General features: G+C 61.3%; 14 protein-coding genes. 4 read left to right on the forward strand and 10 right to left on the reverse strand.

The genetic code is table 11. The features are described 5' to 3' along the window. Positions 1 to 83 precede the first annotated feature (83 nt). Complete coding sequence (locus tag HJB84_RS28450) at positions 84 to 1,805, reverse strand: response regulator (RefSeq protein ID WP_221117559.1); 1,722 nt, start codon at positions 1,803 to 1,805, stop codon at positions 84 to 86. Positions 1,806 to 1,989: 184 nt separating this feature from the next. Between HJB84_RS28450 and mutL the strand changes: the two genes are divergently transcribed. Together mutL and HJB84_RS28460 are read left to right on the forward strand one after the other, a co-directional pair. Then, positions 1,990 to 3,792, forward strand: coding sequence for a DNA mismatch repair endonuclease MutL (mutL, locus tag HJB84_RS28455; protein WP_221117560.1), 1,803 nt, complete (start codon positions 1,990 to 1,992; stop codon positions 3,790 to 3,792). Between the two features lie 171 nt (positions 3,793 to 3,963). Continuing rightward, positions 3,964 to 4,194 carry a DUF2093 domain-containing protein gene (locus HJB84_RS28460; protein WP_003588271.1) on the forward strand — a complete coding sequence of 77 codons (231 nt, stop codon included), beginning with the start codon at positions 3,964 to 3,966 and terminating at the stop codon, positions 4,192 to 4,194. A gap of 115 nt (positions 4,195 to 4,309) precedes the next feature. On the opposite strand, the gene HJB84_RS28465 is transcribed toward HJB84_RS28460, so the two are convergent. From HJB84_RS28465 to HJB84_RS28475, 3 genes are all read right to left on the reverse strand, one after another. Then, on the reverse strand, positions 4,310 to 5,227 hold the full coding sequence (locus HJB84_RS28465) for a sugar ABC transporter substrate-binding protein (protein ID WP_207583113.1): 918 nt from the start codon (positions 5,225 to 5,227) through the stop codon (positions 4,310 to 4,312). A gap of 78 nt (positions 5,228 to 5,305) precedes the next feature. After that, a complete protein-coding gene (locus tag HJB84_RS28470) occupies positions 5,306 to 6,070 on the reverse strand; it encodes an ATP-binding cassette domain-containing protein (protein WP_221117561.1) in 765 nt (254 codons plus the stop codon). Further along, positions 6,067 to 7,125 carry an ABC transporter permease gene (locus tag HJB84_RS28475; RefSeq protein ID WP_221117562.1) on the reverse strand — a complete coding sequence of 353 codons (1,059 nt, stop codon included), beginning with the start codon at positions 7,123 to 7,125 and terminating at the stop codon, positions 6,067 to 6,069. The genes HJB84_RS28470 and HJB84_RS28475 overlap by 4 nt, the downstream gene beginning before the upstream one ends. 99 nt (positions 7,126 to 7,224) lie before the next feature. Here HJB84_RS28475 and HJB84_RS28480 point away from each other — a divergent pair, with 99 nt between their 5' ends. Further along, positions 7,225 to 8,109, forward strand: coding sequence for a GntR family transcriptional regulator (locus tag HJB84_RS28480; RefSeq protein ID WP_207583110.1), 885 nt, complete (start codon positions 7,225 to 7,227; stop codon positions 8,107 to 8,109). 89 nt (positions 8,110 to 8,198) lie between these two features. Here the strand turns inward: HJB84_RS28480 and lpxK are convergent, their stop codons facing one another. From lpxK to HJB84_RS28510, 6 genes are all read right to left on the reverse strand, one after another. Beyond that, positions 8,199 to 9,272 (reverse strand): tetraacyldisaccharide 4'-kinase, encoded by a 1,074-nt coding sequence (lpxK, locus tag HJB84_RS28485; protein ID WP_207583109.1) that lies wholly within the window; start codon positions 9,270 to 9,272, stop codon positions 8,199 to 8,201. 202 nt (positions 9,273 to 9,474) lie between these two features. Then, positions 9,475 to 10,197, reverse strand: a complete 723-nt coding sequence (locus tag HJB84_RS28490; protein WP_221117563.1) for an HAD family hydrolase — start codon at positions 10,195 to 10,197, stop codon at positions 9,475 to 9,477. A 9-nt stretch (positions 10,198 to 10,206) separates the two neighbouring features. Next, the gene (gene waaA, locus HJB84_RS28495) at positions 10,207 to 11,526 is read right to left on the reverse strand and encodes a lipid IV(A) 3-deoxy-D-manno-octulosonic acid transferase (RefSeq protein WP_221117564.1); all 1,320 of its coding nucleotides are present in this window, start codon (positions 11,524 to 11,526) and stop codon (positions 10,207 to 10,209) included. A 265-nt stretch (positions 11,527 to 11,791) separates the two neighbouring features. Beyond that, positions 11,792 to 12,040: a DUF4170 domain-containing protein gene (locus tag HJB84_RS28500; RefSeq protein WP_207583106.1), complete on the reverse strand. Its 249-nt coding sequence runs from the start codon at positions 12,038 to 12,040 to the stop codon at positions 11,792 to 11,794. Positions 12,041 to 12,101: 61 nt separating this feature from the next. Then, positions 12,102 to 12,911 carry a 3'(2'),5'-bisphosphate nucleotidase CysQ gene (locus HJB84_RS28505; RefSeq protein WP_207583105.1) on the reverse strand — a complete coding sequence of 270 codons (810 nt, stop codon included), beginning with the start codon at positions 12,909 to 12,911 and terminating at the stop codon, positions 12,102 to 12,104. A 78-nt stretch (positions 12,912 to 12,989) separates the two neighbouring features. Then, the gene (locus HJB84_RS28510; RefSeq protein WP_207583104.1) at positions 12,990 to 14,336 is read right to left on the reverse strand and encodes a TldD/PmbA family protein; all 1,347 of its coding nucleotides are present in this window, start codon (positions 14,334 to 14,336) and stop codon (positions 12,990 to 12,992) included. A gap of 119 nt (positions 14,337 to 14,455) precedes the next feature. Here HJB84_RS28510 and HJB84_RS28515 point away from each other — a divergent pair, with 119 nt between their 5' ends. Continuing rightward, positions 14,456 to 16,270, forward strand: coding sequence for a monovalent cation:proton antiporter-2 (CPA2) family protein (locus HJB84_RS28515; RefSeq protein WP_207583103.1), 1,815 nt, complete (start codon positions 14,456 to 14,458; stop codon positions 16,268 to 16,270).

A 16,270-nucleotide genomic window follows, 5' to 3' on the forward strand; every position in this document is an offset into this window, starting at 1 on the left:
TTTTCTTATGACATCATGCTCTAACTCTATAAGGTAGAACAGGATTCAGATTTTAGGCCGACCCGGCCTAAAATCATCCTGTTCTAGCCTCGCGCTCGCACGGCCTCTTCCATCAGGTATCTCTGAAATACAGCCTCGAGCATGTCAGGGCTGACGGGTTTCATGATGACATCGTCCATGCCCGATTTGGCGCATTCGGCACGGTCTCGTTCGAAGGCCTGGGTAAGCACGCCGACGATCGGGGTGCGGGTTCCGCCGGTTTCCTCCATCTGCCGGATAAGGCGGGCGGCCTCGAAGCCGTTGAAGCCCGGCAGGGAAATATCCATCAGCACGATCTGCGGCCGGTGCTCGGCCCACAGGCGCACGACCTCGTCACCGGTTGCCGCGATCATATGGCGATAACCAAGGCCTTCGAGGATCTGCGAAAAAACGATCTGGTTGATATCATTGTCTTCGGCGACGAGAACTTGCAGGCCGACGACGTCGTCGGAAATGCTGATCTCCCAATCCGTATCCGCGCCGGCGCCACTATTGCGGCTGTTGCGGTTGAAATGGCGGGCGATCTGGAAGGTGAGCTCATTGGCGATCTGAAAGCCGTCCATGACCAGCGCCGGGATACCGTATTGCTCGGCAAGCTCGAGGCAGCGCATGCCCATCTGATTATCGATGATCAGCAGATCGAGCGAGATCCCGGAGGAGGTGGCAATTTCCAGGAACCGCTCCTCCTCGTCCTCGCCGCGGACCGAGCAGGATTCGAAACCGTATTTCGACAGCGTCCGCAGTGCGGCGGTCTCGGCGGCGAGGTCGGCAGTGACGACGAGGACCTTGCGGCCAGAGAAATTCTCCGGAACGATCGCTTCCATCGCCGCCGGCTCGCGGCGCTCGACGGCGCTCGGCGCCGGCACATAGGCCCGACGATAGCTTTGATTGCTGGAAGTGGTGATCGTCGATGCACGACCGAACTCGTCGAGATCGGCGCCGTCGCGTGGCAGGTCCTGCATGGTCGACACCAGGAAATAGCGGCCCGACTTGCCGATGCGGTGCTTGCGGCTGACAATGTCGCGCTCGATACCGTCGCGGGAGATCTGACGCTGGCGGGAGATCGACATCTCGCCGGTCTCCAGCACATGACGATCGCTTTCCTCGAAGCGTTTGGCGATCTCATCTGAAAAAAGATCGGCGCTCTTGCGCCCGAGCACCTCGTCGGCGGTGGTCTGATATTTCTCGCAGAAGGCGAGATTGACCGCGACATAGGTGAGGTTGCGGTCCTTGACGAAGAGCGGGAACGGCAGATTGTCGAGAATGTCCTCGGTGAGCTGCACACGCTCGAGATCCGAGCGCCATTGCTCTTCGCGCTTCTTGTCCTCTGAAATGTCGGAAATGACGGTGACGCCGTAACCGCCCGGCAGCCGGCGTTTGACGAAACGGACCCAGCTGTCGGTCCCGTGACGCTCGACTGAGTCAAAGCGCTCGCGCCAGTGCGAGGCGATTTTCTGCGACAGCCAGTCCTCGCGGCTCAGCGAGCCGCGCTGCTTCACATCATATTGCTGGCGAATGCCGGTGTCGTACATCGCGCCGAGGAAATCGCGAAGCCGCGTCCCGGGCTTCAGCATTTCGGGCGGCAGTGGGAAAAATTCCAGCGTCTGGCGGCTGGCGAAGATCAGATGATCGTTCTTGTCATATATGATGAAGGCTGCCGCAAGGCTGTCGCACACCACATCGAAAAGCGCCGTCTGCAGATCGGCATCGGCGGAAATCCCGTCGGTTTCCGATGATGTGTCCGCCTTTTCGAAGCCGGCACTCATTCCATTGCGTCCCACATCTGTTCGATTTCACAGCTTCCGGAGGTATATGAATAGAAATGCCATTTTTATGTTAAAACCTGCTTAACACTAGCGACCCCCAAGTTTGAGGGAGCCCCCGGATCACGCTTTGGGAAAGCCCATCGAAACCCCTTCCCTCCGGCCCACGAATCCTCGAAAATAGCCCATGGCCATCAGACAGCTTTCCGAAACGCTCATCAACCAGATCGCCGCCGGCGAAGTCATCGAACGGCCGGCGAGCGCTGCCAAGGAACTGATCGAAAACGCGCTCGATGCAGGCGCGACGCGCATCGAAATCGCCACATCAGGCGGCGGCAAGGCGCTGCTGCGCGTCAGCGACAACGGCTCGGGCATGGACGCTGCCGATCTGGAACTGGCGGTCAGGCGCCACTGCACCTCGAAGTTATCGGAGACGCTCGAGGATATCCGCACGCTCGGCTTCCGCGGCGAGGCGCTGCCCTCGATCGGCTCGGTCGCAAGGCTCAGCATCGCCAGTCGCAGACGCGACAGCGCCGGCGGCCACGAGATTGCCGTCAACGGTGGCAAGATTGCGCATATGCGCCCGGCGGCCGCCAATCCCGGCACGATCGTCGAAGTGCGCGACCTGTTCTTCGCGACGCCCGCCCGGCTCAAATTCCTCAAGACAGAGAAAGCCGAGGCCGGCGCAATCACCGAAATCGTCAAGCGCATGGCAATCGCCTTCCCGGCTGTGCGCTTCGTGCTGTCAGGCTCGGACCGCACGACGCTGGAATTCCCAGCGACCGGCGACGACCATCTGGCGCGTATGGCGCAGGTGCTCGGCAAGGAATTCCGCGACAACGCCATTGCGCTCGACGCCGAACGCGAGGAGATCGCGCTGACCGGTTTTGCCGGCGTGCCAACCTTCAATCGCGGCAACTCCGCCCATCAATACGCCTTCGTCAACGGCCGGCCGGTGCAGGACAAGCTGATCCTCTCGGCGATCCGCGGCGCCTATGCCGAGACGATCCCGTCTGGGCGCCATCCGGTGGCGGTGCTGTCAATCACACTCGATCCGGCGCTCGTCGACGTCAACGTGCATCCGGCAAAATCCGACGTGCGGTTCCGCGACCCCGGCCTGGTACGCGGCCTGATCGTCGGCGCCATCCGCGAGGCCTTGGCGCGCGACGGCAGCCGGGCGGCAACGACCGGGGCAAGCGATATGCTGCGCTCCTTCCGCCCCGGTTTTCAGCCACACGCGCAACGGCCGCAGACGGCATGGTCGGCCGAGACCTCGCCCTTTCGTCCCTACCAGCCGGCAACAGGTTTCGGCGATCGGCCGCAGGCCTCCTTCGACGGGCTGTCGATGCCGACGGCGCGGGCCGAGCCGCAGTTTTCGCCGCAGCCGGCAGCAGCCGAGACGGTCGCACGCTATCCGCTCGGCGCGGCGCGGGCGCAGATCCACGCCAATTATATCGTCGCCCAGACCGAGGACGGGCTGGTGATCGTCGACCAGCATGCCGCACACGAGCGGCTGGTCTTCGAGGCGATGCGCAAGGCGCTGCATTCGAAGCGGCTGGCCTCGCAGGTGCTGTTGATCCCGGAGATCGTCGACATTCCGGAAGAGGATTGCGACCGGCTGATGCAGCATGCGGCCGAGCTTTCCGAACTCGGCCTGGCGATCGAGCGTTTCGGTCCCGGGGCGATCGCCGTGCGTGAGACGCCGGCCATGCTCGGCGAGGTCGATGCGCATGGCCTGATCCGCCAGCTTGCCGACGAGATTGCCGAATGGGATACGGCGTCGGGCCTGTCGGCCAAGCTCGAATATGTGGCGGCGACGATGGCCTGCCACGGATCGGTGCGCTCCGGACGGCGGCTGCGGCCGGAGGAAATGAACGCGCTGCTTCGGGAAATGGAAGTGACGCCAGGCTCCGGCCAGTGCAATCATGGCCGGCCGACCTATATCGAATTAAAGCTCAGTGATATCGAGCGGCTTTTCGGCAGAAGCTAAAAAAGCTGGAAAAGCAGCCCTTGCGGGAGTATGGCAGACTAAAGCGTGCCGCGATCTTTCAGATTCGCTTGCCACGCTTTAGGTCTTTGGTCTTCCGCATGTCGTGATTGCAAAACCGCGGCACACTTTTGCGCGACAAGCTTTAATGACAGGCTGCAGGGAACGGAGCGCATGAATTTGTTCGAAGGACACGGAAACCGCGAGGCGAAGATCCGGTACCTCGACGGCGATTTCCAGATTCTCTCGCCCGGCTCCTATGTCGTCTGCGCGATGACGGGAAAACAGATCCCGCTCGACGAATTGCGCTATTGGAGCGTCGCCCGGCAGGAACCCTATGCCGACGTGATCTCGGCCATCGAAGCCGACAAACGCGCCGGCGTGCTGCCGAACCAGCGGCGTTAGAGCGCGGCCGCGTGCGAGGGGCCACAGGTCCGGCCCGCCCCACGCAGGACGGGCCGTTTGCTGAGCAACAACATGGTCCATGTGCTCTTTGCGAATTGCACAGAGGGGCAAGTGTTTACTTGAATTGCGCCATATTCTCAGGCGTCACGAGCGCGGCGCCAGAATCTATCAAAGACTCCACCGTCTCTCCGCGAATCGATTTTACCAGCGCATCCACACCGAGTTCAGCCATCTTGGTGGGGAACTGCGCCACCGAAGCATCCTCGATTCCACTCTTCAGCGCTTCCTCTTCACCGCAGCAGAAGTCGAAACCGACCAGCACAATCTTGTCATTGGCAGTGCCGGCATTCTTGATTGCGCGCGCCGCGCCAGCAGCGGGCGGGCCGCAAGCGGCGTAAATGGCCTTGAGGTCCGGGTTCTTCGTGAGCAGATCTTCGGCGACACTGATCCCGAGTTCCTCGGTGCAGTTTGTTGCGCCTTTCCCGACGATCTTGACGTCAAGGCCCTGCAGCCCTTCAAGCATACCCTTCACACGGTCATCAAGCGCTGGCACACCGGGCACACCCTCGAGAATCCCGAGCGTGTCGCCGGCTTTAAGAACAGTTTTGAGATATTCGCCGGCGATTTTGCCCGCGGCGAAATTATCGGTCGTGGCAAGCGCCGTCCTGCCTTTCCAATCCGGAATATTGTTATCCATCAGCACGACCTTGACACCGGCCGCCACCGCCTTGTCCAGGGCAGCGGACACGGTCGGATCGACGGGCGTGAGGGCAATGCCCTGCACGCCTCGTGTCACCATGGACTCGATCTGTGCAATCTGGCCCTCGATGTCGGTTGCGGACGTGCCCTGCCCGTAGATGATCTCGACGCCGGGATTTCTCTTTGCATAATCTTTGGCTGCGTTCTCCATTGTTGCGAAGAACGGTACCGGGAACTTGGTTATAAAGCCGAGCTTGACCGGCTCCTGCGCCAAGGACGGGACTGCAGCGACAGCCAGGAGAGCGAGAGCTCCCAGCAGGGATTGCGGTTTCATGATACACCTCCCATGTTTCGACCGCCCTCCTCTAGAGCGATCTCGTTGTCCACTGCCCTAACGAAGCAGCGATCTCCTTTAAGTCTCGGCGCCGACAATCATCGCGACAAGGTCCTGCTTGTTCGCTTCGGTTGGCTTCAGTTCACCCACCTTGCGACCCTGCCGCAGCACCACTGCCCGATCGGCGATTTCGACGACATGTTCCATATTGTGTGTGATTATGATCACGGCATTGCCTTCAGCTTTAAGCTGATTGACAAGGTCGAGAACTTGGCGAGATTCGCGAACACCGAGGGCGGCCGTTGGTTCGTCAAGGATCACCAGCTTGCGTGCAAAAACAATGGCGCGCGCGACCGCAATCGCCTGTCGCTGTCCACCAGACATCAGCGCGACCGGCGCGTCGAACCGCGGCACCTTAACCTTCAGACGATCGATTACACGCGCTGCTTCCCGCTTCATCACGCCCGTGTTGAGGAAGCGGAGCGGGCGTGGCAGCCAAGAAGGGAAAGAGATTTCTCGCCCGCAATAGAAATTCTGCACAGGGGTCAGGTTGTCGAAAAGCGCCAGATCCTGATAGACGGTTTCAATGCCGGCGCGGCGGGCCGCCGCCGTTGAATGGAGCAATACGGGAGCACCATCCACAAGGATCTCTCCTTCGTCGAGACTATGAAGCCCACTGATGCATTTGACGAGCGTCGACTTGCCAGCGCCGTTGTCACCCAGGAGAGCGGTTACCTCCCCTGCATATGCATCAAAGCTTACATTTTTCAGGGCATGGATGGCGCCAAAGCGCTTCTGCGCATTTCGAACCGAAAGGACCGGTGGGGCGGATGCAGCGTTCATTGCACTCTCGCCGATTGAAGCACGCGCGCGCGCGCCTCGAGATGGTTACGAAGCACGTCAGCCTCTACGGCGATGACGATGACGAGCCCGATCGCGATCATTTGAAAGAACACGTCGACGCCGAGAAGATTAAGGGCGTTGCGGATGACGCCGATCAGCACGGCGCCGATCAGGGCGTGGCCGAGATGGCCCCGTCCGCCAAGGAAGCTAGCACCACCGATAATCACCGCCGCAATCGTGTCGAGCTCCAAGAGATTGCCATAGATTGGCGAGGCGGCGCCGGTCCGTCCTGCCAGCAGCACCGCGCCGGCACCGGCACAAAAGCCTGAGATAATGTAGGTCGAGAGCAGAACACCCTTTACCGGTATACCCATGCTTCTGGCGGCATTCGGCGAGCCGCCGACCGCATAGATCCATCTGCCACAGACCATTGACTTCGTCAGGATCAAAAAAAGAAGCCCGAACACCCCGACGACAACGAAGGAATTGGGCACACCAAGCGTCGTGCCGCCACCGATCGCAGTAATTGTATCGGGCATCCCGCGCATGGTGGTGTGGCCGGGCGCCAATGCAAGTGCCAGGCCACGGCAGATACTCAAGGTCGCAAGGGTAATAATGAAGGGGTGTGGTAGCCGACCGTAGACAAACACCACGCCGTTTACCGTCCCGATGGCAGCACCCGCAAGCAACATGGCCATAATGACGGCGATCGAGGCATCAACCTGCTGGTAGACGAGTCCGCCGACGACTGTCGCGAGCGCGAGATTTGAGCCGACAGACAGGTCGACCCCGCGTGTCAGGATAACGAGCTGCTGCCCCATTGCCACAAGAGCAATCACCGCCGTCTGCGCCAGGATGTTCCCCAGGTTGCTGGGCTTTAGAAAAGCCGGCGTGATCAAACTGACGACGGCAATGAGTATAATGAGGATCAATAATGGGCCTAAGCTCAAAAGCTTCAGTCCCAATGTGATGCCAGATTGTCTCGGGTGGAAGGTTGCACCCTGCGAACCACCAGGCCGGGACGAATTCTGAGGCAGAATCCCAGAGTCTTCCAAATTTCCCGAGCCTCCCTGGTTTTTTATACATAAGAAACATATGATACACGTACGTCAAATTGTTTTTTATGGATATCTAAACATACCGGGAGTTGCTCAGTGAGAACGGATACGACCTTTAAGCGGGCCTTCAATGATATGATCGATATCCTTCGGACATTCGATCTTGGGGAGGAATTGCCGTCCGAAAACGCACTGCGCGCCCAGCTTGGCGTAAGCAGAACAACTGTGCGGAAGGTGCTGGCGGCGATGTCCGCACGTGGGATCATCATATCCGAAGCGCATAGGCGGATCATACGGAAGCAGCCGCGGCAGACAGAGCGCTATCCGAAGGAAGAGACCTTAGCAATTTCGGAACAGGTCGAGACGAGTTTCATGGAATGGATGCTGCGTGGCGATGCCTGTCCGGGCACAGAAATCAATGAGGCTGAATTAGCTCGGAAATTCGGCGTCGCGACAACCATAGTCCGTGAGTTTCTCAATCGATTTCAGAAATATGGGCTGATCGAGAAGCGTCAGAATGCAGGCTGGGTTTTTAAAGGGTTCACAGCGAGTTTCGCACTCGAACTGTTCGAGATCAGAGAGATGTTCGAAATGCGCTCCGCACGCCTGTTCGCTAGCCTGCCCGACGGCTCGCCCATCTGGAAGCAGGTGCGTGCTATACGGGCGGCACATCTGGAACTGCTCGCGGATATCGATGCACGGTTTCAGGATTTCTCGGAACTGGACAGCCGATTCCATCGGCTGATTGTGGCTGTCGCGCCAAACCGCTTTATCGAAAGCTTCCAAGACGTGATCGCCATGGTCTTCCACTATCACTATCAGTGGAACAAGCGGGATGAACGCGCGCGGAATGAGGTCGCCATTGGGGAACATCTGGCGCTGATCGATGCCCTCGAAAGCCGCAATCTCGCGTTAATCAATCACGCTTGCCGGTCGCATCTGACCTCGGCGCGCGAAACTTTGCTTCACTCGATCGTGTGATAACATTGCAAGGACAGATGTGAGCAGCACTCTGGCTTGGTCTGACTTCCGGTGTCTCTGCCACGGGAGGACGTTTTGTTGCAGCCTGATTAGAGCGGTTCGGCCTTTCCTGGAATCGCTTCAACCTCAGCCTTCAATTCTCTGAGGCGGCGCTCGCGGCAGGCGGCGATCGCCCGGTCGATGATCAGGCTCGGGGCGAGGTGATCTTCGAATACCATGTCGACCTCGATCACCCGGCACTTTTCAATAAGCTGCGCCGCCTTGCCGGGATGGCCGGAGAGGCGGACGAAATCCTTGGATGTCGTGACGATCAGCAGGTCCTGACGCTCGGCGGTCGTCAGGATGTCGTCGATCTCCTCTTCGGTCAGGTGTTCATGATCGCCGAAGGTCTTGGCGACGGCGATTTCGGCGCCGCGCGATTCGACCGTGCGGAAGAATTTGGCAGGATCGGCGATGCCGGCGAAGGCGAGCACCTTCATGCCGGCAAGCGTGTTGTTGCCGCGCACTTTCAGCGATGCGGTGAAATAGGGTTTTGCGGCGCGCGCCGCCATGCGGACGATCCTGTCGGCGGCATTGCCGCCACCGACCTTCAGCAGGGCTGTCGCAGAACGCAGCTGCTGGCCGATCGGCGCGCGGACAGGGCCGCCGGGCACGATATGGCCATTGCCGAGGCCGCGGGTCGCGTCGATGACGAGCAGGGCATAGTCGATCGCCAACCGGGCACTTTGGAAACCGTCATCCATGATGATGAGGTCGGCGCCCTCCGCCACCAGCCGCTGAGCACCGTCGACGCGCCGGCGAGAAATCACCGTCAACGCCTCCTGGGCAAGCAGCAGTGGCTCATCGCCGACGGCGACCGCACGGTGATGATCGGGATCGACCACCGTCGTCACATCGAGCGATCCGCCGTAACCCCTGCTGAGAAAGCCGGGCTTCAGCCCTTTCGCCTTGGCGGCACGGGCAATGGTCAGCGCCGTCGGCGTCTTGCCGGCGCCGCCGACAGTGAAATTACCGACGCAGATGACGGGAATAGGAACCGAGGCGCGGCGCGCATGGGCCATGCGGTGGCCGGCGATACGGCCGTAGACAAAGGAAAGCGGCAGCAGCAGCCAGGCCCGCCAATCGGCTTTCCGCCACCAGAACGGCGGCGCTTCGGATATCATCTTGCCGTCCCGCTCCCCTGCCCGCCTTGCGGCAACCGGCCCCTTGCTTTTCGACCGGCGGGATTGAGAGGCCAAAATCGATGAAAATGCAAGCCCTTAGAGCGCCGCGCGCCCGATTGGACGCGTCAAGGACGCTCTATGACTTTGAACTGGCACTCAACCTCGAAAATCGATTCCGATCTTCGAGGTTGAATGCTGCCGGTCAGGCTGGCTGCAGATCCGGCAGCAGCGTCTCGAGAGCGGTGATATCGTCGAGCACATGGTCGGCTGCAGCGGCAAGCGAATCGCGCGAACCGGTGCCGGTCAGCACCGCGATCCTGAGCCCGGTGCCGGCATTCAGCCCCATGTGCAGATCGTGATTGTTGTCGCCGACCATGGCAACTTCCTCAGGCGAAAGTCCAGTCGCGGCGCAGAAGCCGAGTACCATGCCCGGCTCCGGTTTGACCCCGAAACCGCTGTCATAGCCGGCGATGTAATCGACGTAGCGGGCAAAACCGAAGCGTTCCGCCGTTTGGCGGATCGACCGTTCGTTGTCGCTGGAGGCGACACCGAGCTTGAAGCCGCGCCGATGCAGCCTTGCGAAGAAGCCGGCGAGGTCGGTCACCGGCACGGAAAATTCGGCGGCGCTGGAAAACAGGGCGTCTAGGCGCACAGTCAGTTCGTCGACATCGACCATCGAGCCCGCAGCAACCAGACCCTCGGAAATCTGGCGGGTATTGCCGGCAGCAAGCAGGCTGTCGGGAACGATATGGCCGGTCACCGGATCCATGCCGCAGGCAGACAGCAGCCGGTCGGCCAGAAGCGGGTCATCTTCCGCGGCGATGCGGGCAAGCTCCCGGTTCACCGGCAGCCAGCTCTCGTCATAGTCGAGCAGAGTGCCGTCCTTGTCGAAGAGAATGCCTTTGATATGGGCCGCTGCCGACATGATATATCCTCAGACCTGGGCCACGGCCTTGGGCAGCAACCGCGCCTTCACCGTCAGCGGATTGATGTAGGGTTCCAGCCCTTTCACGGTCGCGGTCAGCGCACCGCGCATCTCGTGCACCGCGGTGATGCCGGCCTCGATCATATTGCGGCGGGCTTCATCATTGATCAGCAGGTAATGCACGCCCTTGGCCAGCATTTCGGTATCGCGCACCATGCGGGCGCTGCCGCTGCGGGCGAGCTTCTGATAGGCATCGCGGAAATTCTGTACATGGCCGCCGGAGAGAACGGCGCAGCCGAGCATGGCGGGCTCCAGCGGGTTCTGGCCGCCTTCGGCAAACAGCGAGCGGCCGACGAAAGCGATTTCCGTCAGTCTCAAATAGAGGCCCATTTCGCCGATCGTATCACCGAGGAAAATATCGACATCGGCCGACAAGACATCGTCACGGGTGCGGCGGGCGACCTTCAGCCCCAGCTTGACCAGGGCCGCCTCGATCTCGTCGCAGCGCGCCGGATGACGCGGCACGATGATCGTCAATTGACGATCGCGCTCCCTCAGCGCCCGATGGACGATGGCAGCGGCATTCTCCTCGCCGTCGAAGGTCGAGATCGCCGCCCAGGTCTTGCGGTCGCCGATCTGCTTCTTGTAGCGGGCAAGGACAGCGCTGTCATAAGGCGGTGCGTCGGTGTCGACCTTCAGATTGCCGGAGGTGATGACGGGAACAGCGCCGAGATCGCGGAAACGTTCTGCATCCATATCCGACTGGGCGATGACGAGGGCGAGATTCTCGAACAGGGCTTCGGCTATCGCCGGGCGGCGGCGCCAGCGGGTAAAGGAGCGGTCCGACATGCGGGCATTGATCAGGATCTGCGGAATGCGGCGGCGGCCAAGCTCCAGCACCGTTGCCGGCCAGATCTCGGATTCGGCGATGATGGCGCAATCGGGCTGCCAGTAATCGAGGAAGCGGCTGACCGACGGCTTCAGGTCGAGCGGCACATATTGGTGGATTGCGTCTTGACCGAGCCGCTCGGCGGCGAGCTTGGCGGAGGTGATGGTGCCGGTCGTCAGGATGACATGGATATCGCGGCGGCGGATTTCGCGGATCAGCGGGATGACGGCATTGGTTTCACCGACGCTTGCGGCATGGAACCAGACGAGCGGGCCTTGCGGCCGATTGGCGCTTGGATAGCCGAAGCGTTCCAGGCGGCGCGCTCGGTCTTCCTTGCCCTTGGCGGTGCGGTAGGTGATATAGAGGCCGACAACAGGAGAGGCCACGGTTCCCGCCAGACGGTATGCGCTCAGACCGAACCGAGCCATCCGGGAACTCATCGCGCCAGTCTCCGATCCAAACCGATCGACATCAAACCCATTCCCTCATTATCGTTGCGGCCGCAATGACCGATCAATTTGTTCAGAATGCGTCAAACAATCCGGAGCGCCCGATGCCGGAAAGCCCCGCTCGCCGGCGGCACAAGAGCGTGATGCCGAAAGGTGCAAGCGGTTTTCTCACGACACCATGCCCTAACCAATTAATTCAGAACAGGATTCAGACTTGGGGCCGACCCGGCCTGAAATCAACCTGTTTCTAGCGAGGTCAGTTGCCCCTGGCCTTTTCCTGCGGATCGAGCAAACGATGCATGTGGACGATAAAGTAGCGCATATGCGCATTGTCGACCGTCTGTTGCGCTTTCGCCTTCCAGGCCGTCAGCGCCGTGGCATAATCCGGGAAAATGCCGACGATATCGAGACCGCTCAGATCACGGAACTGGACATCATCGAGGCTTTCCAGTTCGCCGCCAAAAACGAGATGCAGAAGCTGCTTCTTGTCACCGGAGTCAGTCATTTTTTGTTCTCTTTCTGCTATTCTCCTCCGCCACCCCATCTGCGGGATTTTGACGGAAACGTCAACTGTCTCGTCGCCCAGCAAAGGCCACGAGGAATTCGTCGAGACGGGGCGTAGGTGCTGCGCAGAGGACGTTGTGGGTAACGGCGGCGCGATTGTAGACGATCGGCCTGCCTTCAAGGTCGACAAGGCCACCGCCCGCGCAGGCCAGGATAAGATCGGCGGCGGCAAGGTCCCAATCATGCGAATTGCTCTTGACGAAGGTGCCTTCGAGACGACCGTCCGCCACCATGGCGATGCGATAGGCAAGCGAGGGTATGTGCTTCTGGCGGGTGACCCGGTCGCGAAACTCCGGCGGGAAGGTCTTCAACAGATCCTCGCCGATCGCCAGGCGGCTCACCTGCTCCGGTCCTGCGGCGGAGACGGTAAAGGGCGCGCCATTCTTCATCGCCACGCCACCTTCGGTCGCCTCATAGAGTTCCTCGAGCGCCGGGGCATAGAGCACGCCGGCGACCGGCCGGCCGCGATGAACGACCGCGACGCTGACGCACCAGACCTTTTGCCCGCCGAGGAAGGCGCGCGTGCCGTCGATCGGATCGACGATGAACAGCGTCTCGCGCAGGAGGCGGTCGGCATCATCGTCAGTTTCCTCAGACAACCAGCCATAATCCGGCCGGGCCTTGCGCAGAATGGTCTCGAGCGTCTTGTTGGCGGCGAAGTCGGCGGCACTGACGGGGGAGCGGTCGCCGTTTTTCCACCAGACCTCAGGAGACTGGTTGAAAAAGCCGAAAGCAACCGCACCGGCCTCTTTCGCAGCATCGGCAATCAACGTGAGATCGCCCTGCCAGCGAGACTTTTCCCTATCGCTCATCTCGCCTATCCGTTTCTCAGTTCAATAGTAGCAGCATGATATCGTCCGAAACCGCCGCACATTTTTGCGAAGGGATGTTCAGCGCCCTGCGAGCGTCATGCCTTCGATGGCGAAGGTCGGAGCCGCGACGCCGAATTTGCGATCGATGTCGTTTGCCAGCGTCAGGCGCATGAACATGTCCTTGAGGTTCGAGGCAATCGTCACCTCGGAAACCGGGAAGGTGAGTTCACCGTTCTCGATCCAGAAGCCGGTGGCGCCGCGGCTGTACTCGCCGGTGATCATGTTGACGCCGTGGCCGATCAATTCGGTGACATAAAAACCGTTGCCGACGCTGCGGATCAGTTCCTCGGGCGAGATGTCCCCGGGTTCAAGGGCAAGATTGGTGGAGGACGGCGAGACGGCGGTGCCGCCGCGCACGCCGCGGCCATTGGTTTCCAGACCCAATTCGCGGGCGGTCGAGGTCGAGAGAAACCAGTGGTTCAAGACGCCGTCCTCGATCATCACCAGCCGCTCGCCCGACACGCCCTCACCGTCGAATGGCCGCGAGGAGGGGCCGCGCACGATCAACGGATCGTCGGTGATCGACAGGCCCGCCTTCAGCACCTGCTGACCCATCTTGTCGCGCAGGAAGCTGGACTTGCGGGCGACGGCAGCGCCATTGATCGCGCCGGCGATATGGCCGACGAAGCCGCGGGCGACGCGCGGGTCGAAGATCACGGTAACATCCTTGCTGGTCGGCACCTGGCGAGGATTGATGCGCTTTACCACCCGTTCGCCGGCGCGACGACCGATTTCAGCGGGATCGTCGAGTTCGGCATAGTAGAGGCGGCTGTCGTAGTCATAGTCGCGTTCCATGCCGGTGCCTTCGCCCGATATGACGCTGACGGAATGGCCGAAGCGCGACGCCATGTAACTGCCCTCAAAACCGTGCGAGGTGGCAAGGACGAGGCCGCCCATGCCGGCCGAGGCGCCGGCGCCGGAGGAATTGGTGACACCCTCGACCGCCAGAGCGGCTGCCTCAGCGGCGAGGCTCGCCTCGCGCAGCATCTCGGAGGAGACCTCGGTGGTATCGAGCAATTGCAGGTCGGGATAGGATTTCGACAGGCTCGCCTCATCCGCCAGGCAGGCGAACGGATCTTCCGGCGAGACCTTGGCCATGGTGACGGCGCGTTCGGCAAGCGCCTGGAGATCGAAGCCCGGATTGGCCGAAACGCTGGCGACGCGTTTGCCGATGAAGACGCGCAGCGAAAAATCGTCGCTTTCGGAAGATTCGGTGCCCTCGACCTTGCCGAGGCGGACGCTGACCGATTGCGAGCGCGACCGGACGACGACGGCGTCGGCGGCGTCGGCCCCCGCCTTCTTGGCCAGATCGATCAATTGACTTGCGCGGGAAAGAAGTGTCGAGGAATCAATTTCTGAGGACATGATTTGGCCTTTCCTTCGGCTTCCATTTATTGTGCACTCTCCCAAGCATCAAGGCCGCCGCCGCCGATTCTTTGTCGGGGTTGCCCGCCTGCTTCCCGCCGTCGAAAGAAATTGCCCTGATGTCAGCGTCCAATGCCTTTTTTTCCGAAACGATCCTGCTGCTCGGCGGAGCCGTGGTCGCCGCGCCGATCTTCAAGAAGCTCGGGCTCGGCACGGTGCTCGGCTATCTCGCTGCCGGCATCGTCATCGGCCCTGTCTTCCACGGCATCACCGACGGTGAACAGATCCTTGCGGTCGCCGAACTCGGCGTCGTCTTCCTGCTCTTCATCATCGGACTGGAATTGAAACCCAGCCGCCTCTGGCAGATGCGGCGCGACATCTTCGGCCTCGGCACGGCGCAGGTGGTGGTGACCGGGCTGGCGCTGACCGCGCTCGCCTGGTTTTCCCACGTTCTCGATTGGCGCGGCAGCATCGTCGCCGGCTTTGGCCTGGCACTGTCGTCGACGGCCTTCGCCATGCAGATCCTCGAGGGCGACGGCGACGTCAATACGAAATACGGGCAGCGTTCCTTCTCGATGCTGCTGTTCCAGGACCTGGCGATCGTGCCGCTCTTGGCGCTGATCACCGTTCTCGACGGCGGCGGCAAGGGCAGCAATGCGCCGCTCGCCGATTTCGCCGTCGCCGTCGGCGCGGTCGCGGCAATGGTCGTCATGGGGCGTTACCTGCTGACGCCGCTCTTCCAGATCATCGCCCGGACCGGCGCGCGCGAGGCGATGATTGCCGCCGCCCTTTTCGTCGTCATGGGATCGGCAAGCCTGATGCAGCTTGCCGGGCTTTCGATGGCGATGGGCGCCTTCCTCTCCGGGGTGATGCTCGCCGAATCCTCCTACCGGCACGAGCTGGAGGCCGATATCGAGCCCTTCCGCGGCGTGCTGCTCGCCATCTTCTTCATCGCCGTCGGCCTGTCGCTGCAGCTCGACGTGCTTGCCGACAACGCGCTCTTCGTCATCGTTGCGGTGCCGATCATCATGGCGGTCAAGGCGATCATCATCTACGGGCTTTGCCGGATCTCCGGCTCTCCGCACAACGATGCGATCCGGATCGCCTTTCTGCTGCCGCAAGGCGGCGAATTCGGCTTCGTGCTGTTTACCGCGGCGGCAACCGTCGGGCTGATGTCGGCGAGCACGGCATCGCTGCTGGTCGCGATCGTCACGCTGTCCATGGCGCTGACGCCGATCGGCGCGGCTCTTTCCAAGCGGCTGCTCAGCGGCGATGAGCATGAGGAATTGGACGAGGATTTCGAGGGTGCCGGCGCCGATGTGTTGATGGTCGGCTTCTCGCGTTTCGGCCAGATCGCCGCCCAGATCCTGCTTGCCGGCGGGCGCAGCGTCACCGTCATCGATTTTTCGGCGGACCGTATCCGCCAGGCCTCCGCCTTCGGCTTTCGCATCTATTTCGGCGACGGCGCCCGCAAGGACGTGCTGCGCTCGGCCGGCATCGACCGGGCAAAGATCGTGCTCGTCTGCACGCAGAAGAAGGAAATCACCGACAAGGTGGTGGAACTGGTGCAGGCGGACTATCCGCACACCAGGCTTTACGTGCGCTCCTACGATCGCATCCATTCGATCGAGCTGCGTAACAAGGGTATCGACTACGAACTGCGCGAAACGTTGGAATCAGGCCTGCTCTTCGGGCGGCGGACGCTGGAGGCGCTTGGTGTGCCCGAGGTCGATGCCTATGAAATCGGCGAGGATATCCGCAAGCGCGACGAGGCGCGCCTGGTGCTGCAGGTGTCCGAAGGATTGCAGGCCGGCCGCGACATGCTGTTTTCCCATCCCGTCCGCCCCGAACCGCTGGTCAAGCCGAAACGTGCCGCCGATGCTTTCGAGGACGATCCGCTGGCAGGCACCGTGGATGCGACGGCGGAGGCGTAA

Origin of the sequence: Rhizobium sp. NZLR1b, assembly GCF_019685155.1 — a bacterium.
In the GTDB taxonomy this organism is placed as follows: Bacteria; Pseudomonadota; Alphaproteobacteria; order Rhizobiales; family Rhizobiaceae; genus Rhizobium.